General features: G+C 75.6%; 16 protein-coding genes, 1 tRNA gene and 1 pseudogene. 8 read left to right on the top strand and 10 right to left on the bottom strand.

Annotated features, from left to right (window positions below; genetic code table 11):
• Positions 1-546, top strand: a pseudogene (locus ACFVHB_RS28175) (RNA helicase); the annotation flags it as partial.
• Positions 547-817: 271 nt separating this feature from the next.
• Entirely contained in the window at positions 818-1,651 is an 834-nt protein-coding gene (locus tag ACFVHB_RS28170) for a TIGR02452 family protein (RefSeq protein WP_380327827.1), read from the top strand.
• A gap of 56 nt (positions 1,652-1,707) precedes the next feature.
• On the opposite strand, the gene ACFVHB_RS28165 is transcribed toward ACFVHB_RS28170, so the two are convergent.
• Positions 1,708-2,043 (bottom strand): hypothetical protein, encoded by a 336-nt coding sequence (locus ACFVHB_RS28165; RefSeq protein ID WP_380327825.1) that lies wholly within the window; start codon positions 2,041-2,043, stop codon positions 1,708-1,710.
• A 244-nt stretch (positions 2,044-2,287) separates the two neighbouring features.
• A complete protein-coding gene (locus tag ACFVHB_RS28160) occupies positions 2,288-3,409 on the bottom strand; it encodes a hypothetical protein (protein WP_380327823.1) in 1,122 nt (373 codons plus the stop codon).
• Positions 3,410-3,611: 202 nt separating this feature from the next.
• On the opposite strand from ACFVHB_RS28160, the gene ACFVHB_RS28155 reads away from it, so the two are divergent.
• Together ACFVHB_RS28155 and ACFVHB_RS28150 are read left to right on the top strand one after the other, a co-directional pair.
• Positions 3,612-4,769 carry a low temperature requirement protein A gene (locus ACFVHB_RS28155; RefSeq protein WP_380327821.1) on the top strand — a complete coding sequence of 386 codons (1,158 nt, stop codon included), beginning with the start codon at positions 3,612-3,614 and terminating at the stop codon, positions 4,767-4,769.
• Positions 4,762-5,208: an RICIN domain-containing protein gene (locus tag ACFVHB_RS28150; RefSeq protein ID WP_380327819.1), complete on the top strand. Its 447-nt coding sequence runs from the start codon at positions 4,762-4,764 to the stop codon at positions 5,206-5,208. The genes ACFVHB_RS28155 and ACFVHB_RS28150 overlap by 8 nt, the downstream gene beginning before the upstream one ends.
• A gap of 20 nt (positions 5,209-5,228) precedes the next feature.
• Here the strand turns inward: ACFVHB_RS28150 and ACFVHB_RS28145 are convergent, their stop codons facing one another.
• From ACFVHB_RS28145 to ACFVHB_RS28135, 3 genes are all read right to left on the bottom strand, one after another.
• Positions 5,229-5,957, bottom strand: coding sequence for a tyrosine-protein phosphatase (locus tag ACFVHB_RS28145; RefSeq protein WP_380327817.1), 729 nt, complete (start codon positions 5,955-5,957; stop codon positions 5,229-5,231).
• 67 nt (positions 5,958-6,024) lie between these two features.
• Positions 6,025-6,795, bottom strand: a complete 771-nt coding sequence (locus tag ACFVHB_RS28140; RefSeq protein ID WP_380327815.1) for an SDR family oxidoreductase — start codon at positions 6,793-6,795, stop codon at positions 6,025-6,027.
• Between the two features lie 29 nt (positions 6,796-6,824).
• Positions 6,825-8,105 (bottom strand): DNA glycosylase AlkZ-like family protein, encoded by a 1,281-nt coding sequence (locus tag ACFVHB_RS28135; protein WP_380327813.1) that lies wholly within the window; start codon positions 8,103-8,105, stop codon positions 6,825-6,827.
• Between the two features lie 217 nt (positions 8,106-8,322).
• Here ACFVHB_RS28135 and ACFVHB_RS28130 point away from each other — a divergent pair, with 217 nt between their 5' ends.
• Both ACFVHB_RS28130 and ACFVHB_RS28125 read left to right on the top strand, forming a co-directional pair.
• Positions 8,323-9,015 carry a DNA polymerase beta superfamily protein gene (locus ACFVHB_RS28130; RefSeq protein WP_380327811.1) on the top strand — a complete coding sequence of 231 codons (693 nt, stop codon included), beginning with the start codon at positions 8,323-8,325 and terminating at the stop codon, positions 9,013-9,015.
• A gap of 113 nt (positions 9,016-9,128) precedes the next feature.
• Positions 9,129-9,201, top strand: a tRNA-Lys gene (locus ACFVHB_RS28125).
• A gap of 81 nt (positions 9,202-9,282) precedes the next feature.
• Here the strand turns inward: ACFVHB_RS28125 and ACFVHB_RS28120 are convergent.
• Complete coding sequence (locus ACFVHB_RS28120; protein WP_380327809.1) at positions 9,283-10,803, bottom strand: tryptophan 7-halogenase; 1,521 nt, start codon at positions 10,801-10,803, stop codon at positions 9,283-9,285.
• A 165-nt stretch (positions 10,804-10,968) separates the two neighbouring features.
• Here ACFVHB_RS28120 and ACFVHB_RS28115 point away from each other — a divergent pair, with 165 nt between their 5' ends.
• On the top strand, positions 10,969-11,196 hold the full coding sequence (locus ACFVHB_RS28115; protein WP_380327807.1) for a DUF6269 family protein: 228 nt from the start codon (positions 10,969-10,971) through the stop codon (positions 11,194-11,196).
• 209 nt (positions 11,197-11,405) lie between these two features.
• Here ACFVHB_RS28115 and ACFVHB_RS28110 read toward each other — a convergent pair whose 3' ends face one another.
• On the bottom strand, positions 11,406-13,316 hold the full coding sequence (locus ACFVHB_RS28110) for a BTAD domain-containing putative transcriptional regulator (protein ID WP_380327805.1): 1,911 nt from the start codon (positions 13,314-13,316) through the stop codon (positions 11,406-11,408).
• 207 nt (positions 13,317-13,523) lie between these two features.
• Here ACFVHB_RS28110 and ACFVHB_RS28105 point away from each other — a divergent pair, with 207 nt between their 5' ends.
• Positions 13,524-13,763 carry a hypothetical protein gene (locus tag ACFVHB_RS28105; RefSeq protein ID WP_380327803.1) on the top strand — a complete coding sequence of 80 codons (240 nt, stop codon included), beginning with the start codon at positions 13,524-13,526 and terminating at the stop codon, positions 13,761-13,763.
• A 24-nt stretch (positions 13,764-13,787) separates the two neighbouring features.
• On the opposite strand, the gene ACFVHB_RS28100 is transcribed toward ACFVHB_RS28105, so the two are convergent.
• The 3 genes from ACFVHB_RS28100 to ACFVHB_RS28090 form a co-directional block, all read right to left on the bottom strand.
• Entirely contained in the window at positions 13,788-16,772 is a 2,985-nt protein-coding gene (locus tag ACFVHB_RS28100) for a BTAD domain-containing putative transcriptional regulator (protein ID WP_380327801.1), read from the bottom strand.
• 118 nt (positions 16,773-16,890) lie between these two features.
• Positions 16,891-17,112, bottom strand: a complete 222-nt coding sequence (locus ACFVHB_RS28095) for an acyl-CoA carboxylase epsilon subunit (protein ID WP_380327799.1) — start codon at positions 17,110-17,112, stop codon at positions 16,891-16,893.
• A 15-nt stretch (positions 17,113-17,127) separates the two neighbouring features.
• Positions 17,128-18,243, bottom strand: a 1,116-nt coding sequence (locus tag ACFVHB_RS28090; protein ID WP_380327797.1) for an acyl-CoA carboxylase subunit beta, incomplete at its 5' end; no start/stop codon positions are given.

Below are 18,243 nucleotides of genomic sequence, written 5' to 3'. Positions count from 1 at the left end.
CGTTCGGGTGGCTTCGGTGACCGTGACCGTGGTTTCGGTGGCCGTGACCGCGATGACCGTGGTGGCCGTTCCGGTGGCTTCAACCGTGACGACCGCGGTGGCCGTTCGGGTGGCTTCGGTGACCGTGACCGTGGTTTCGGCGGTCGTGACCGCGACGACCGCGGTGGCCGTTCGGGTGGCTTCGGTGACCGTGACCGTGGTTTCGGCGGTCGTGACCGCGACGACCGTGGCGGTCGTTCGGGTGGCTTCGGTGACCGTGACCGTGGTTTCGGCGGTCGTGACCGCGACGACCGCGGTGGCCGTTCCGGTGGCTTCGGTGACCGTCCGGCCCGCTCCTTCGGCGACCGTCCGTCCTTCGGCCGCGACCGCGACGAGCGCGGCGGCAGCAGCCGTCCGTTCTCCCGCCGCGACGACCACCGTTCCGGTGGCCGCCCGCAGGCCTCCGGCGGCTTCAACCGCGACCGCGACGACCGCGGCGGCCGCTCCGGTGGCTTCAACTCCGGTGGCTTCAACCGCGACGACCGCAAGCCGCGTTGGAAGAACTGACGCCGCGCGCGTGACGCGCAGCAGGCAGCACTGACCACGGGCCCGCTCCACTTCGGTGGGGCGGGCCCGTCGGCGTTCCCGGGGCGGTCCGATCGTCCGGGGGCCGGTTGCGGAGGCCGGTACGGAGGCGCGGTCCGGGGGGCCGGTTACGGAGGCGGGTTCCCGACGGCTGCTCCGGCGGCCCGCTCCGGCGGCCCCGTTCCGGCCTGTTGTTCTGGTGGTGAGAATAACCTGTGGCGCGCGGGCCACCCGGTCCCGTACGGTCGCGGACATGAGCAGCAGACTGCATCACGTAGCGGTGGTGAACGAGGAGATCGCCGAGCGGGGGAGCTACCGGGCGGCCGGGGGCGAGCTCGTACAGGTGAGGGAACGGCTGGCCGCGGCCAGGGAGGGGACGGTGTCGTACGCGCCGGAGGCGCTGGACGCGCTGCTGCGGTCGGCCGCGCCCGGGCCGGGGCCGGGCGCCGGCGCGGTGGAGGTGACGGCCGAGGGCAGCATCGAGGCGGCCCGGCGGCTGGTCGGGGCCGGGTCCGGCCGGGTCGGGGTGCTCAACTTCGCCTCGGCGCGGAACCCCGGCGGCGGCTACCTGCGCGGCGCCCGCGCCCAGGAGGAGGACCTCTGCCGCAGCGCCCTGCTGTACACCTGCCTGCTGGAGGCGCCGGACTACTACGAGGCGCACCGCGCCTCCACCGACCTGCGGTACAGCCACCGGGTGATCGTCTCGCCCGACGTGCCGGTGATCCGGGGCGCGGACGGCGGGCTGCTGGCCCAGCCCTACCCGGTCACGTTCCTGACCTCGCCGGCGCCCAACGCGGGCCAGCTGGAGCGTCGTTCGGCCGGGGTGGACGTGCGGCGCGTTCTCGCCGACCGGGCCCTCCGGGTGCTCGCCGCGGCGGCCCGGCACGAGATACGCACGCTGGTGCTGGGGGCCTGGGGCTGCGGGGTGTTCCGCAACGACCCGGCGCAGGTGGCCGAGGCCTTCGAGGGGGCGCTGGCCCGGTACGGCGCGGCCTTCGAGCGGGTGGTGTTCGCGGTCTGGGACCGCACGCCCGTCTCGGTGAACCGGTCCGCCTTCGAGGCCCGGTTCGGCGCGGCCGTCAGGTGACGTACGGCCGCGCCGCCGCAGGTGGGTGAGGGGGCGTCAGCGCCCCTGCGCCGGGGTCAGCGCTTGCGTGCCGTCAGGGCGGTGGCGGCGGTCGAGGCGGCGGCGACCACGCCGGTGACGGCGAAGACGGACGGCCAGGCGCCGATCTTCTTCGCCAGCGGGTGCGAGCCACCGAACGCCGCCACGTAGAGCCCGGTCAGCGCGGCCGCCGTGGCCGCGCCCGAGCGGCGGTGCCACTGGGCGGCGGCACCCGCGCCGGCCACGGCCAGCACCGCGCCACCCAGCTCGCGCCGGCCCGTCCAGCGGGCGACGCCGTAGCCGCCGACCAGGCCGCTCGCGGCGGTGAGCGCGGCGGGCGCCGCGGCCGAGAGCACGTTCGGGATCCTCGCCATCGTCGACTCCACTCCTGCAGACTTCCCGGACTCCGTGGACTTCTCGACCATAACCCGCCCGCCGGGCCGTCCGGCGGGGCGGTACGCCGTGCGTGCCCGGCACGCGTCGTCCACCTCGAATGCCGTTCGGCCTGCGCGGCGATTGCCCCGCACGACGCATGCCCCGCACGACGCATGCCCCGCACGGCGTACGCGCCGCGCGCCGTGCGGTCCGTACGCCGTTTGTTCCGTGTGCCGTGTGTTCCTAGCGGAAGGCCTGCTCGAAGGGGTGCGCCGGTGCGGTCCGGGAGAGCAGTTCCGCGGCCTCGGACGGCGCCAGCACCCGTTCCAGCCGCAGGTCCCCCGGGACCTGCGGGATGAACCGGCCGGCCGACCAGCTCCGCTCGTACGGCTGCGGGTCCAGCACCAGGGTGCGGACGCCGTCCACCACCGGGATGTCGCTGGGCGTGCCCTCGTTCCAGATCCACGAGCCGTCCGGGGCGAGCAGGTTGAAGGCGCCCAGCGCGGTGACCCGGCGCCGGCCGTCGACCTCCTCGGTCCGGCTGAGCGCGACCACCTCCGGGTCCGGCCGGGTGCCGGGCAGGTGGCCGCCGCCGATCAGCAGCTCGGCGAGCAGCGTGTGCAGCTGGAAGTTGTCGGTCAGGCCGTCCAACCGGACCAGGTAGCCGGTGCCGCTCGGGCGGTCCAGCACCAGCAGCGGCTCGTCGTCCAGCGTCTTCATCAGGTAGAGCAGGCCCTTGAGGTCGTGCTGCTCGTCGCCGTACCGCTCGATCAGCTCGACCAGCACGTCCGTCACGCCGGAGACCCGGGCCGAGGTGCGGACGGCGGCGTGCGTGTACACCGCGAACGAGGCCATCCGCCACAGGTGCAGCGTCCACCAGCCGATCACCGCGCGGTGGGCGGGCCACCCGTCCGGGTCGTCCGGGTCGGCGATCCGGGCGTGCGCCTCCCCCGGGTTGTCGGCCTCCGGATCGGGCAGTTCGCCGCCGCCGGTCTCCTTCCAGCGTTCGATCATCAGCAGCGCGCCGGTGAGCGCCTCGCGCAGGCCGGCCAGGACCTGGTCGGCACAGGCCACCGGGTCGGCGCCGCGCTCCACGCAGGCGCCCACCATCATCGCGAGGTGGGCCCGCTCGAACGGCGGGGCGGCCGGCAGCAGCGCGGCCAGGCGCGGGCCGACCGCCGCCGACTCGCGGGCGCCGGCCGGTCCGAGCAGCCCGCCCACCAGGCGGAACGCGGCATCGAACCGCTCGATGTCGGCGGCCTCGTTCGCCGCCTCCAGTTCGCTGATCGCGTCGTCGAGGGAGGGCAGCTGACGGTGGGACGGATCCGCGGATCCGTCGGGCGAGGGAATTCGATCGGACACCATTCGTGGCAGCATAGGCGCCCGATCTGACGCGCTGTCCGCCCGGGGGCGCCGCCGGGAGCGCCGGCCGGGTGCGCTCGGCGGGTGACCCCAGGTGGCGGTGCTGGCCGCGTGCGTGCCGCCGCGAGCGGCCGGGGTGGGCGAACGGGCGTCCGAGTGTCGAAAACGCCCGCGCGGACCGGACGGTGTGTCGCATACTCGCGCGGTGACCGTGCCCGTGCCCAGAACCCTGCCGGCCCCCTCCGCGGCCGAGGCGGAGCCCGCTCTGCGGGTGGCCCCGCTCGAACTCTTCCTCGACCTCGTGTTCGTCTTCACCATCACCCAGCTCACCGGGAGCCTCGTCCACCACCTCACCGTCGGCGGACTGGCCCAGGTGGTGGTGATGCTGGCCGTGATCTGGTGGATGTACGACGCGTTCATCTGGCTGACCAACGCGATGCCGCCCAGCACCCACGGCCGCCGTGGACTGCTGCTGCTCGCCATGGCCGGGTTCCTGGTGATCTCGCTCTCCGTGCCGCACGCCTTCGAGGGCAGCGGCGTGGCCTTCGGCTGGGCGTACCTGCTGGTGGTCGCCGTGCACACCGGCATGTTCGCGGCCTCCGGCGTGGCACTCGGCCCGGTCCTGCGGATGGGCGGCCTCAACCTGCTGAACACCGGCCTGGTGGTGATCGGCGGCTACCTCACCGGCACCGCCCAACTCGCCTTCTGGGCGGCCGCCTTCGCCCTGCAGTTCGCGATCCCCCGGCTGGTCGACCTGCCCAGCTTCCAGCTCCGGGCCGACCACTTCGTCGAACGCCACGGGCTGATCGTGATCATCGCGTTCGGCGAGTCGGTGATCGCCATCGGCGTCGGAGCCGGCACCGCCGAGCTCGACGCCGCCCTGGTTGCCGTGGCGGTCCTCAGCCTCGCCGTCTGCGTCGGCCTCTGGTGGGCGTACTTCGGCCACGACGACGACGCCCGCGCCGAGCACCACATGGCCGCGCTCCCCTCGGACCTCCGCAACCGGCTCGCGGTCAGCGTCTACAACCTCGGCCACTACGGCCTGCTGCTCGGCGTCCTGCTCTTCGCCGCCGGCGTGAAGTCCGCCGTCGCCCACCCCGACGCCCCGATCACCCTCGCCCAGGCCGCCGCGCTGGCCGGTGGCGTCGCGCTCTTCCTCGCGGTGAACACCGCCGTCCGCCGCACCTTCGCCCTCACCCCCAACCTGCCCCGCCTGCTCGCGGCCGCCCTGCTCGTCCTGGCCGTCCCGCTCGGCACCGGCGTCTCCGCCCTCGCCGAGGTGGCCGCGACGGCCGCCGTCCTCGCGGCGGCCTTCGGCTACGAGGCCCGTCGGCCCTCGATGGCAGACTCGCCCCGTGACTGACCACGTGATCACGGACGGCGTCTACCGGGTGCGCAACGTCGCCAACGGCCTGCTGCTGGAGGTCGCCGACGGCAGCCGCCGCAGCGGCGCCCCGGTCCGCCTCGGCGCGGACGACGGCTCGGACGCCCAGCTCTGGCGCCTCACCGCCGTCCACCCCGGCGGAGCCCTCTACCACTTCGAGAACGCCGCCAGCGGCAAGCGCCTCGACGTCACCGGCGCCTCCCCCGACGACGGCGTCCCGATCCAGCAGTGGTCCGCCAACGCCTTCGGCGCCCAGGAATGGCTCCTCGAACACCACCTCGACGCCCCCGGCACCTACAGCCTGGTCAGCTTCATCAGCGGCAAACCCCTCACCGCCACCACCCCCGCCCACCCCGTCGAACAGCGCGAGGACGAAGACTCCCCCCTCCAGTGGTGGCGCCTGGAACGCCAGGCTTAGGCCGGGGCGCGCGCCGGGCGTCAGGTGGAGAGGTTGGTGCGGAGGGCGGTGAGGTCGGCTTCGGTGGTGCCGTGGGTGTGGAGGTAGGCGGGGATGGAGCCGTGGTGGGTGCGGATCCAGGTGAGGGCGGAGGCGAGGAGGGGGGCGGAGATGGGGCGGGAGACCCGTTCGGTGCCGGTTTCGTCGACGTAGGGGGTGGGGCCGTCGAGGAGGCCGAGGCCGGTGTTGGAGAGCAGGAAGTCGGCGGTGATGTCGGCGTCGGAGGCGCCGAGGAGGGACTGGACGACGGCGATGGTCAGGCCGGTGCGGTCCTTGCCGACGGCGCAGTGGACGACGGCCGGGACGCCGCCGGGGGCGCCGAGGCGGCGGATGGCGGCGACCAGGGAGGGGCCGGCGGTCTCGGCCATGAAGGGGTAGAGCGTCTCCTGGTCCTCGGGCCAGGGGTGGGCGACGTCCTCGCGGTTGGCCGGGAGGGTGGGGAGGTTGAGCGCCTCGTGGTCGAGGCCGTGCCGCAGGTCGGGCCAGACCTCCAGCTCGTCCCGGCTGCGCAGGTCGATGACGACGCGCACACCGAGGGCCTTGAGGCGCTGGGCGCCCTCCGGGGTGAGGGTGTGGAAGGACCCGGAGCGGTAGAGCACGCCCTTGCGCAGGGCGCCGACGCCGCCGGCGTCGCGGAAGTTGCGCACGCCGGGGATGTCGAGGAAGGCGGACGGCAGGTCGGGTTCACGGTCCGGCAGGTCGTCGGTCATGGGGTCCACCGTACGGACAGGGGGCCTGCCGCGGGAAGGAAACGGAGGGCGTGGCCCGGGAGCGGGCTCAGCGCCCGCCGGCGACGTCGAGGAACGCGCCGGTCATGTACGAGGAGGCCGGGGAGAGCAGGAAGAGGATCGCTTCGGCGACCTCCTCGGGCTGCCCGCCGCGCCGCATCGGCAGGCCGGGGGCGACCCGGTCGACCCGGCCGGGCTCACCGCCGAGGGCGTGGATGTCGGTGTGGATCAGGCCGGGGCGGACGGCGTTGACCCGGATGCCCTCGGCGGCGACCTCCAGGGCCAGCCCGCGGGTCATCGAGTCGACCGCGCCCTTGGCGGCCGCGTAGTCGACGTACTCGTTCGGCGAGCCGAGCCGGGAGGCGGCGGAGGAGACGTTGACGATGGCGCCGCCCGACCCGCCGTACCGGGTGGACATCCGGCGGACGGCCTGCCCGGCGCAGAGGAACGCGGAGGTGATGTTGGAGGCCCAGATCCGGTTCAGCCGGTCCTCGTCGATCTCCTCCAGCCGGCACTGCTTCTCCAGTGCGCCCGCGTTGTTCACCAGGGCGGTGAGCGGGCCGAGTTCGGCGTCCACGGTGGCGAACAGCCGCTCGACCTCGGCGGTGCGGGTGACGTCCGCCCGGACGGCGACGGCCGTGCCGCCCCCGGCCCGGATCGCCTCGACCACGGCGGCCGCCGAGGCCTCGTCGGCGCGGTAGTTGACGCAGACCCGGTAGCCGCGTCGGCCCGCGAGCAGCGCGGTGGCGGCGCCGATGCCCCGGCCGCCGCCGGTGACGAGGAGGACTTCGGGGCGGGCGGCGGCGGGTGCGTCGGTCATGGCCCGAACCTACCCCTCGGACGGACCCGTCACCCGTCGTCGTCGTCGTCGGCGGCGGCGGGGGCGGCGGCCGCGGCCGCGCGCAGCGCCGCGATCTTCGGTGCGCGGCTCTTCGGCGAGTCCAGGCTGAATCCCCGGGCGTCGCCCAGCTGGTCGCGGACGAAGGCCTCGGTCCGGGCCACCGCCGCGCGCAGCGCGGCGTCCGGCGACACGAAGGACTGCAGGACGATCTCGCCCCGCTCGGGGTCGTACTCCCAGAAGCCGACGATCCGGCCGCGGTCCAGCACGACGTGGGTCTGCGGGTCGGCCTCGCCGCCGAAGCTGCGCCCGGCCTTCCCGGCGGGCAGCGGCCGGACCGCGTCGGCGGGGTCGACCAGCCGGGACAGGTCGCGGTGCAGCAGGTGGATGCCGTCGATGCCGGCCAGCAGCGTGTAGTACGGCTCGGCGGGAGGGGTGAACCCGGCGAAGGCGTCGACGAGTTCGGGCGGCATCAGCAGTCCGGAGCCGTCCGACCGGCCGGGCAGCGGGACCATCCCGGCCTCGGCGACGGCCCGCTTGGCGGTGGCGGCGGTGAAGCCGGAGAACCAGCGGAAGTGCTGCAGACTGGCCGGCCCGGCCCAGGAGAAGTAGCGGCGGGCGAGGTCGACCGCGTCGCCGGCCACCGGCTGGTCCCAGCCGACGTAGCCGTAACGCTGCTGGTCCAGGCGGCCGTTGACCGGTACCCGGCGGAGCTGGCCGCGCGACTGCATCAGGCCGAGGGCCAGCGGCAGGGTGGTCGACAGCCCGCGCTTCTTGCCGGCCTCGCCCAGGGAGCGGACGGCGTCCCCGACCGCCGCCCGGATCGCGGCCGGCTCCTGCGGCACGTCGCCGGTGCCGGCGAGGGCGCGGCCGATCGCGAGGCAGAGCTTCTCCACCTCGTCCCTGGTCACACCGAGGTGCTTCTCGGCGGCGGCCAACTCGCCCGCGGGAGCGGCGGCCCCGGCGGCGAGACCGAGGGCGAAGTCGGCGGCCGGCAGCACATAGGTGCAACCCCGCGCGGACGGCAGCTCGTGCACCTCCAGCCGGGCGACCGCCGCGTCCACCGCCTCCCGGCTCAGCCCGGCCCGCGCGAACAGGCCGAGGTACGGGGCCGCTCCGCCCACCGACCGCGCCCAGCCGGTGGCCGTCAGCACCTCGGCGGCGGACGCGCCGCGGTGCACGCCGTCCAGCCACTGCCGGTGCGCCCACCAGGCCCGCAGCTTCCCGGTGGTGGCCTCGGGGGCGGTCGCCGGATGCTGCTCGCCGCTGTCTGCCTTCGACGCCTTCGCCATGCCGCCAGTATCGGCCCCTGGCCGGCGCCGGGGCCGGAAATCGCTCGCCCGGCGCGGCCCGCACGGGGCAGACTCCTCGGACCGCCCCGGACGAGACCGCCCGGACGAGACCGCCCCGGCGGGACCGCCCCGGCGAGACCGGCCGGGCCCGGAACGCAGGGTCCGGAACACGGCATGGGCCCGGCCACCGGAACGAGCCCGGACGAAGGAGAACGCCATGAGCCCCACCCCCGGCACCGTCCTGCTCTCGGGCGTCGTCGGCTCGACCGCGTACGGCTTCGCGCACGCGGGCTCCGACGTCGACCGGCTCGGCCTCTTCGCCGCCCCGACCGAGGACTTCCACGGCCTGCACCGCCCGGCCGAGTCGCACGTCACCACCGAACCCGACGTGACGCTGCACGAGGCGGCCAAGTGGTGCCGGCTCGCCCTCACCTGCAACCCGACCGCCTCCGAACTGGCCTGGCTGCCGGACGAGCTGTACGAGACCCGCGGCCCGCTGGGCGAGGAGCTGATATCGATCCGGGCGTCCTTCCTGAGCGCCAAGGCCGTCCGCAACTCCTATCTCGGCTACGCCGACCAGCAGTTCCGCAAGCTGCTCACCCGGGACACCAGCGACCCGGTCACCCGCCGCCGGGCCGCCAAGCACGGCCGGCACCTGGTCCGGCTGGTCGAACAGGGCGTACGGCTCCACGAGACCGGCGAGAACGTCGTCCGGCTGCCCGACCCCGAACGCATCCGCGAGCTCGGCGAACGCATCGCCGACCACCCCGCGGACGCCGAGCCCCTGCTCGCGGCCGCCGCCGAACGCTTCGCCCGCCCCGGCGTCCTTCCGGCGGCGCCCGACCCGCGCCCGGCCGAGGCCTGGCTCCGCCGCGTCCGCGCCGCCCACTACACCCCGCCCGCCCGTTGAGCAGCCGCTCCGGCGACCGCCGGGACGCCCGGCGCGCCCCCGCAATCCACTGGCGGAGCCCTGGGCCCCACCGGGTAGGATCGCCGTGGCCCGCCTCGCACGGGACGGGCCGCGGGCCGCTAGCTCAATTGGCAGAGCTGCGGACTTTTAATCCGTAGGTTCAGGGTTCGAGCCCCTGGCGGCCCACCTGCACAGCCCAGACCGGGGTTCCGGTCTGGGCTGTTCTGTTTCACCGGGGTTGACGCCGTGTCGGGGCGCGGACCGCCTTCAGGTCGCGGCCAGGGCCGGCGCGGTGGGTGCCGTGAGGTGGGCGAGGTAGCTGTGGGCCGCGGGAAGGGTCTCCAGGAGGGTGCGCTGGTGGCGCTTGATCCGGGCGAAGGCGTCCTCGGCGGCGCGGACGGCGTGCGGGTGGTGGGCCAGCGCCGCGGGCGGGGCGGCGGTGTGCGGGCTGAGGACGGTCAGCAGGGTGCGCAGCGGGAGCTCCTCGGGGGTGGGGGCGAGTCCGGCGGCGTGGGCGCGGAGGACGGACCGGAGGTGGGCGGGGAGCGCGGCGGGGGCCGCTTGCCCGGCGGGTGAGGTGGCGTGGCGGAGCCGTGCCAGGTCCAGGGCGCGGTCGTGGTGGGCGGCGGCGGCCGAGTTGAAGCGGGCGGCGGGGGCCTGCGGGGCGGTGCGGGAGGGGAGGTCCCGGATGAGTCGGTCGAGGAGGTCGAGGGTGGCGGCGTGGTCCTCGGCGAGCGGGTCGGCGGAGCCGGCGGCCGCGCCGAGGGCCAGGCAGTTCCCGACCCAGCTGCGGCGGAGCCGGCCCGGGGTGGAGGCGGTGTGGGTGACGGCGGCGCGGGCGGCGTCGGTCCGGGGCAGGCCGGCGGCGCGGAGCAGGACGCGCGCGGCCTCGTCCGGCGTGGTCCGGGTGCCGGCGTAGGCGAGGCCGACGGCGCGGCGGCCGGGGAGCGGGCGGCGCCAGAGCGTGCCCTCGGGGAGGGCGGTGACCGTGGTGTACGGCTCGATGCCGAGGCGGGCCGTGTCGTGCGGGACGGTGACGGCCGCGGTGCGGTCGGCGGGGGCGCGGCCGGCCGCCGGGACGAAGGGCTCGCCGAGCAGGCCGGACAGCAGCCGGGCGGCGGGGCCGGTGCAGTCCAGGTAGAGGTCGGCCTCCTCGCGCCCGCCGGTGGTGTGCAGGGCGGTGATCAGGCCGGCTCCGTCGCGCTCGGCGCCGAGGATTTCCGCGGCCCGGATCCGGACGCCGCAGGTGTCGACCGCCGCGCGGCGCAGGAATTGCGTCAGCAGGCCGGAATCCACGTGCCAGCCGTACGGGAATGCCGCCCGGCCGTCGAACCAGCGGGGGGATTTCCCGGCGTCCAGCAGGGGCGGGACGACGAAACAGGCGTGGTCGACCGGTTCGGCCGTCCGGCCGGTCCGGCGGCGCAGCTGCCAGAAATCGGTGAGCGGGAATCCCTCGCAGCCGGCGGGCGTCGCGGGATCGGGGAGATAGACCGGATCGGGGCGCCAGCCGGTGAATTTCGTCGCCGCGCCGAAGGACGCCGAGCAGGCCCGCATCCAGGTGCTCTCCGGCGTGCCGAGGCGGTCGAAGAGGCCGTCCCGGAAGGCCGGGGAGAGGGCGGTGACCTGCGGGGACGGCCGCTCGTCGGGCGCGGCGGGTTCGACGACCGTGACGCGGACGGTGCCCCGGAGGGCCGAGGCCAGCCGGGCGGCGGCGATCCAGGCGGTCAGGGTGCCGCCCGCGATCAGAATGCGGCCGAGGGGGGTGGGCGGTTCTGCGTCGGTGGTCATGAAAGGAGGCTGCCGCGGGGGTGTACGGCGGAGCTGTACGCGTTCTGTATCGCCCTGTACCGCCGGTGCGGGAAACGGCGGAGGGGAATGGAGGGGGAATACAGAGGGCGGTTCCAGTCTGTTGGTGCGGGGCCCGGAAGGGGTCCGGTCACCACAGGAGGAATCATGTACGAGGAAGTCCGCGTGGAGCACCCGCTGGACGTGCTGACCCGGATCGAGCGCGCGGCGGCGACGGACCAGGAATTGCTGCTGCGGGACGACGGAACGGCCTGGACCGAGCTGCTGGCGGACTACGTCGACGCGCTGAGCGGGCTGGCCACGCCGGGGACCGCCGAGAACGGCTACATCGCCACCTACGGGCTGGACGAGGGGCACGCCGGCGGGTGTGGATGAGGCGGGTGCGGGGACGAGTCCCGGAACGGGGGCGGACCCGGTGGCGGCCCGGTGCGGAGGCGGGCCGCCGCCGGGCCGGGCCGGGGCCGGGGCCGGGACGGCGGAGCGGGAAGCAGGAGAGCGCCCGCCGTAGGGCCAGAACACCGAGGGAGCACCGAGGGGCCAGAACACCGGAGGGTCAGAAGACCGGGGCTCAGAACACCGGAGGGTCAGGCCACCGGCACCGGGCGGCGGCCGGCCAGCCCGACCAGCGGCAGCAGGCGGTAGTCCGCGAGCGCGTCGCCGGTGGGCCGCGGTTCCAGCAGGCGGGCGTCGGCCAGCTGGTCGAGGACGTCCTCCGCGTCCGGGAGGGGCAGGTCCAGCAGCGCCGCCGCGTCCGGCGCGGTGAGGACCGCGAGACCGGCCTCGGCCAGGATGGACAGGGCGGCCGCCGCGGGCCCGTCGAGCGCGGCCAGGGCGGGGCGCAGCGCGGCGGCGAGGTCGAGACTGCCGATGCGCAGCTCGGCCAGCCGGCGGTCCGGCACGGCCAGGCGGTCGGCGAGGCGGGCCGGGAGCCAGTGCGGACGGTCGGCGAGGCGGGCGGCGGCGATCCGCAGGGCGAGCGGGAGGCGGTCGCAGTACTCGGCGATCCGGGCCACGGACTCCGGGTCGGCGGCCAGCCGGTCGGGGCCGGCGATCCGGGCGAGCAGCCGGGCGGCCTCGGCGGGGGCGAGCGGGCCGAGCCGGAGCAGCAGGGCGCCTTCGAGGGTGGCGAGGGCGGGGCGGACGCCGGTGACCAGGGTGCGGGTGACGCCGCCGCCGGGGAGCAGTGGGCGGACCTGGGTGTCGTCGGCGGCGTTGTCCAGGACGATCAGCAGACGGCGGCCGGCCAGTAGGGTGCGGTACAGCTGGGCGCGCTCCTCCCGGTTGGCGGGGATGCGCTCGGGGGCGGTGCCGAGGGAGCGCAGGAACCAGCCGAGGACCTCCCCGGGGTCGCGCGGGGTGCCGTCGGGGGAGCGCAGGTCGGCGTAGAGCTGGCCGTCGGGGAAGGCCGGCCGGGCCTGTTCGGCGGAGTGCAGCGCGAGGGCGGACTTGCCGGTGCCGGGGGCGCCGGTGACGGTGACGTCGCGGCCCTCGCGCAGCGCGTCCAGGACGAGCCGGGCCTGGTCCTCCCGGCCGGTGAAGTCGGGCGGGGCGGCGGGGAGCAGGGCGGGGACGAGCGCCGGTGCCGGGCCCGGGCCGGGAGCGGACGGCCCGCCCTCGGCAGCGGCGACCCCGACCCCGACCCCCACTCGAACTCCAACCCCGGTCCTGCTGCCGGCCCCCGCCCCTGCCCCCGCCCTGGCCCCCGCCCCCGCCCCGGCGGCCGGCGCGAGCACCGCCCGCGTCCGTTCCGGCGCGGCCGGCCCGGCCAGGGTGCCGGTGAGGATCTCCTGGTGCAGGGCGCGCAGTTCGGGGCCGGGGTCGATGCCCAGCTCCTCGGCGAGGAGCCGCCGCCCGTCCTCGTACAGCGCGAGCGCGTCGGCCTGGCGGCCGCAGCGGTACAGCGCGGTCATCAGCTGTCCGCGCGAGCGCTCCCGGGCGGGGTGGCCGGTGACGTGCCGGGTGAGCGCGGGGACGAGGTCGTCGTGCCGGCCGAGGGCGAGGGCGGCCTCGGCGTGCTGTTCGACGGCGGAGAGGCGGGCCTCGGTGAGCCGGGGGCCCTCGGCGTCGGCGAGGTGCTCGGTGACGTCGCCGAGCGCCGGGCCGCGCCAGAGCGCCAGGGCGTCGGCGAGCCGGCGTTCGGCCCCGGCGTAGTCGGCGGCGAGCAGGGCGGTGCGGCCGGCGGCGGCGAGCTCGCGGAAGCGGTCCCAGTCCAGGTCGGCGCCGGAGACGTCCATCCGGTAGCCGGCGCCGTGGCGGCGCAGGCCGTGCGCCGGGCCGAGCCGGGTGCGCAGCCGGGAGACGTAGGTGTAGAGCTGGTTGGTGCTGGTGGCCGGCGGCTCCCAGCCCCAGAGCAGGGTGGTCAGCCGTTCGTCGGTGACCAGCCGGCCCCGGGCGAGCAGGAGCGCGGCCAGCGCGGTGCGCTGCTTGGCGCCGTCGAGGTCGACCGGACGGCCGTCGACCTCGGCCGACACCGGTCCGAGGATCCTGAAGTCCATGCCGGCCCCCAACCGTCTCCGCAGCCCGCGGCCACCCGCGGACCGAGCTGCGCGAAACGCTATTGACCTGCGGTTCTCACTGGCTCTCGGATGGATTTCGGGGCGTCGAAACGACTTTGAAAGCGGCCCAAAACGGCGGCTCCGTAGCGTTCACGGCGTACCGCAGGGCAACCGGCCAGGCGGACGGCGAAGGTCCTGGAGGCCACCGTGAACAGCACCCTTCTCTCCGCCCGCACGACCGCCCGCACGACCGTCCGCGCCGCCGTGGTCGCCCCGGTGGCGAAGCTCGCGGCGGCCGCGGCCCTGACGCTCGCGGCGGTCGGTGCGGTGGCCGCGAGCCAGGGGGACGTGTTCGCGGACCGGGCGCCGGCCGGTGCGGTGGCGGCCGACGCCGCGGCCTCGGCGCGGACCGCCGACGCGCTGCGGATCGACGACCCGTGGACCTGAGCCGGACCGCCGGACGGGCGGCCGTCAGGGCTGGACGAGCTCGAACAGCAGCTGCGAGTCGGCCGGTCCGCCGTCCGCGATCGCCACCAGGAGCCGGTCCACCCGCTCCCGCCACGCCCCGGCGCCGACCTCGGCGAACAGCTCCGCCGCCCGGCCGAGCGCCGCCGCCGCGCCGGCCCGGTCCGCGTGCAGCGCCCGGACACAGCCGAGCACGGCCGTCGCCCGCGCCTGGAGGAAGGCGTCCGGCACCGCCTCGGCGGCCTCGATCGCCCGGTCCAGGACCGGTTCCGCCTCCGCACTGCGCCCCTGGCACCACAGGGCCTCGCCGAGGGCCCGCAGCACATGCGTCTCGCCCCGGCGGTCATTGCTTCCGAGCACCAGCTCCAGGGCCCGCCGGCAGGCCTCCTCCGCGCGGACCCCGTCCCCCCGGCGGATCAGTGCCTCCGCGAGCCGGACGGTGCTCTGCGCCTCGCCCCGGACCGTGCCGAGCCCCCGGCTCCGGGCCACCGCCTCCGACGACAGCACCAGGCTCGCCTGCGCGTCCCCGCGCTCCAGCTCGATCTGCGCCAGCAGGCCCAGCACATGGGCCTCGGCGTAGCGGTCGCCGACCTTGCGGAAGATCTCCAGCGAGCGGCGTCCGGTCTCCACCGCCCCGTCCAGGTCGCCGCGTTGGCGTTCGCACAGCGCCAGGTTGCGCAGGACCAGGGCGCGACCCTGGTCCTGGCCCTGCTCCTCGAACAGGCGCAGGGCCAGGCCGAGCCGCTCGTGGGCGCTGTCGTGCTCGTACCGGACGATCTCCAGGGTGCCGAGCGAGTGCAGCATCGCGGCCTCGCCGAGCCGGTCCCCGGTGCGGCGGGCGGTGGCCAGGGCCGCTTCGGCGCCCTCGTGCCAGTCCTCCAGGTAGTTGCGGTTCTGGTAGATCGTGACCGTGGTCATCACCAGGTCCCAGGCGTACTCGGACGCGTCGTCGCGGGCGGCCTGCTGGATCAGGCCGCCGATCGCGTTCCGTTCGGCCTCGAACCACTCCATCGGGTCCTCGAGCAGGGTCTCGGTGAGGTGGTCGGGCAGCGGGTGCGGCGCCGCGGAGCCGGGCACGACGGTGTAGTCGCCGCCGTAGAGGCGGCGGTGCGCCGTGCGGGCCAGCCCCAGCCACACCCCGTAGGCGCGCCGCAGGGCCGCCCTCAGGTCGCCTTCTCCGTCCTCGGCAAGCGCGCATTCGCGAGCGAAGAGGCGGAGGAGGTCCTGGAACCGGTAGCGGACGTGGCCGGTGCTGGCGCTGAGCGGTTCGAGCAGCTGGGCGTCGACGAGCTGCTCGATGAGGTCCTCGGCGTCGACCGGGTCGATGTCGAGCAGGGCGGCGCCGGCCCAGGCGGAGAACTCGGTGACGTTGAGCGAGCCGAGCAGCCGGAACATCCGGGCGGTGTCGGCGGGCAGGTCGCGGTAGCTCAGCCGGAAGCCGGCCCGGACGCCGCGGGCGTCGAGGCTGAGCTCGTCCAGCCGGCGGTGCTGGCCCTCCAGCCGGGAGACCAGGGTGCGGACGGTCCAGTGCGGTTTGGCGGCGAGCCGGGCGGCCGCGATCCGCAGGGCGAGCGGGAGCCGGTCGCAGAGTTCGCTGAGCCGTGCCGCGCCGACCGGGTCGGCGGCGAAGCGGTCGCCGCCGGCGACCCGGGAGAGCAGCGCGATCGCCTCGTCCTGGCCGAGCGAGGCCAGGTGCAGCGGGACGAGCGCGTAGTCGCCGGCGAGCCGGCTGCTCAGGCTGTCCCGGCTGGTGACCAGGACGCAGCAGCCGGAACTGCCGGGCAGCAGCGGGCGGATCTGCTCGTAGGAGCGGGCGTTGTCGAGCACGATCAGCACCCGCCGGTCGTACAGGACGCTGCGGAACAGGGCGGTGCGCTCGACCCGGTCGGCGGGGATCTGCGGGCCGGGGACGCCGAGGGCGCGCAGGAACCGGTCCAGGACGGCGCTGGGGCGGCGCGGCTCCTCCTCCTCGTCGTAGCCGCGCAGGTCGGCGAAGAGCTGGCCGTCGGGGAAGCGGGCGGCGACCTGGTGGGACCAGTGGACGGCGAGCGCGGTCTTGCCGACGCCGCCGGTGCCGATGATCGAGCCGACCGGCAGCGAGGCGCCGCCCTGGTGGTCCAGCAGCCGGTCGAGGGCGGCGAGTTCCTGGTGCCGCCCGGTGAACGCGGCCGGGACCGGCGGCAGGTGGGCGGGCACGGCGAGGGCCGGGGCGGCGGCCGGGGCGACCGGCAGGCTCAGCGCGGGGGAGTCGTTGAGGATGTCCTCGTGGAGCTGCTGGAGGGCAGGGCCGGGGTCGATGCCGAGTTCGTCGGCGAGCAGCCGGGCGCCGTCGCGGTAGGTCTCCAGGGCCTCGGCGCGCCGGCCGGAGCGGTAGTGGGCCAGCATCAGCTGGGCGAGGGCCTGTTCGCGCAGCGGGTTCTCGCGGACGAAACCGGTGAGCTCGCCGATGAGTTCGCCGTGCTGGCCGGCCTCCAGGCGCAGCGCGGTGAGCTGCTCGTACACGTCGAGGCGGAGTTCGGTCAGCCGGGCCGCCTCGGCCTCGACGCGTTCGGCGGTGATGCCGTCGAGCGCGGGGCCGCGCCACATCGCGAGGGCGTTCTCGAAGTGGGCCCGGGCCTCCTCGATCCGGCCGCGCCGGGCGGCCTCCCGGCCCTCGGCGGCCCGCTCCTCGAACTCGACCGCGTCGATCCGGTGTTCGCCGGGGTGGAGCAGGTAGCCGGGGTGGCTGGTGACGATCAGGTCGTCGATGCCGATGGCCGTCTTGAGGGTCTTGCGCAGGCCGGAGACGCAGATGGCGATCTGGTTGCGGGCGGTGGCCGGCGGGTTGCCGTGCCAGACGGCGTCGGCGAGGGTGTCGACGGAGACGACGCGGCCGGGTGCCAGCAGCAGCATCGACATGACGGTCCGCTGGCGGGCGCCCTGGAGGGCGATCGGCCGGCCGTCGGCGCTGATGTCCAGCGGCCCCAGGATGCGGAACACCACCTGAAGCACGGCTGCCCCTTCCTTGCCCGACCGCGCCCGTATCCGGAATGGCCACGGCCTCTTCATCACCCTGGGTCGGCCCCGGCCGGGCCCGCAACGAGGACGGCAGCAAACTGCCAGCGGCGGGTCAGGGCGGCGAGGCCCAGGAGGCGGGCGGGTGGAGGTCGCCGCGCTCCCAGCGGGCGGGCGGGGCCGGGGCCGGTGCCGGGGCCGGGCCGGCCGCCGCGGCGCGAACGGTCAGCAGGGCGGTGATGGCGGCGAGTTCCTCCGGGCCGGGGTTGCCGCCGATCACCCGGAACAGGGCGGGCGCCAGCGGGCCCGCCAGGGCGGGGGCGAGGGGGTCGGACACGGTGTTCGCTCCTTCCTAGACCGGGGGGTTGCCGTGCTTGCGGGCCGGACCGACCGCGTGCTTCGCCCGCAGCACGGCGAGCGCGTGGATCAGGGTGGCGCGGGTCTCGGCGGGGTCGATGACGTCGTCCACCAGGCCGCGCTCGGCCGCGTAGTAGGGGTGCATCAGCTCGGCCCGGTACTCCTTGACGAGCTGTTGACGGGTCGCCACCGGGTCCTGCGCCTCGGCGATCCGGCGGCGGAAGACCACGTTGGCGGCGCCCTCGGCGCCCATCACCGCGATCTCGTTGGAGGGCCAGGCGTAGCTGAGGTCGGCGCCGATGGACTGCGAGTCCATCACGATGTACGCGCCGCCGTAGGCCTTGCGCAGGATCAGCGAGACGCGGGGCACGGTGGCGTTGCAGTAGGCGTAGAGCAGCTTGGCGCCGTGCCGGATGATGCCGCCGTGCTCCTGGTCGACCCCGGGCAGGAAGCCGGGGACGTCGACCAGGGTGACCAGCGGGATCGAGAAGGCGTCGCAGAGCTGGACGAACCGGGCGGCCTTCTCCGAGGAGTGGATGTCCAGCACGCCGGCCAGGGACTGCGGCTGGCTGGCGACGATGCCGGTGACCTGGCCGCCGAGCCGGGCGAAGGTGGTGATGACGCTGGTGGCCCAGCGCTCGTGGACCTCCATGTGCTCGCCGTCGTCGACGATCTCCTCGATGACCTCGCGCATGTCGTACGGCCGGTTGCCGTCCACCGGCACCAGGTCGAGCAGCGCGTCGTTGCGGCGGTCGACCGGGTCGTCGCCCGGGACGGCCGGTGGCAGCTCGCGGTTGTTCTGCGGCAGCAGCGAGAGCAGGTAGCGGACCTCGGCGAGGCAGCTCTCCTCGTCGTCGTAGGCGAAGTGCGCGACCCCGCTCCGCTCGGCGTGGACGTCGGCGCCGCCGAGGCCGTTCTGGCTGATCTGCTCGCCGGTGACCGCGCGGACGACGTCGGGGCCGGTGATGAACATCTGGGAGGTCTCGCGGACCATGAAGATGAAGTCGGTCAGGGCGGGGGAGTAGGCGGCGCCGCCGGCGCAGGGGCCGAGCATGACCGAGATCTGCGGGATGACGCCGGAGGCGCGGGTGTTGCGCTGGAAGATGCCGCC

Source organism: Kitasatospora sp. NPDC127111 (assembly GCF_042677465.1).
Lineage (GTDB): Bacteria > Actinomycetota > Actinomycetes > Streptomycetales > Streptomycetaceae > Kitasatospora.
The sequence above is the reverse complement of the archived record's forward strand: the minus strand, read 5'-3'. Positions and strand labels throughout refer to the sequence as shown.

Coding starts and splice junctions, on each gene's coding strand:
- ACFVHB_RS28170 (WP_380327827.1), top strand. CDS start 818: ATGAGCAGCAGACTGCATCACGTAGCGGTGGTGAACGAGGAGATCGCC.
- ACFVHB_RS28165 (WP_380327825.1), bottom strand. CDS start 2,043: ATGGCGAGGATCCCGAACGTGCTCTCGGCCGCGGCGCCCGCCGCGCTC.
- ACFVHB_RS28160 (WP_380327823.1), bottom strand. CDS start 3,409: ATGGTGTCCGATCGAATTCCCTCGCCCGACGGATCCGCGGATCCGTCC.
- ACFVHB_RS28145 (WP_380327817.1), bottom strand. CDS start 5,957: ATGACCGACGACCTGCCGGACCGTGAACCCGACCTGCCGTCCGCCTTC.
- ACFVHB_RS28140 (WP_380327815.1), bottom strand. CDS start 6,795: ATGACCGACGCACCCGCCGCCGCCCGCCCCGAAGTCCTCCTCGTCACC.
- ACFVHB_RS28135 (WP_380327813.1), bottom strand. CDS start 8,105: ATGGCGAAGGCGTCGAAGGCAGACAGCGGCGAGCAGCATCCGGCGACC.
- ACFVHB_RS28130 (WP_380327811.1), top strand. CDS start 8,323: ATGAGCCCCACCCCCGGCACCGTCCTGCTCTCGGGCGTCGTCGGCTCG.
- ACFVHB_RS28120 (WP_380327809.1), bottom strand. CDS start 10,803: ATGACCACCGACGCAGAACCGCCCACCCCCCTCGGCCGCATTCTGATC.
- ACFVHB_RS28115 (WP_380327807.1), top strand. CDS start 10,969: ATGTACGAGGAAGTCCGCGTGGAGCACCCGCTGGACGTGCTGACCCGG.
- ACFVHB_RS28110 (WP_380327805.1), bottom strand. CDS start 13,316: ATGGACTTCAGGATCCTCGGACCGGTGTCGGCCGAGGTCGACGGCCGT.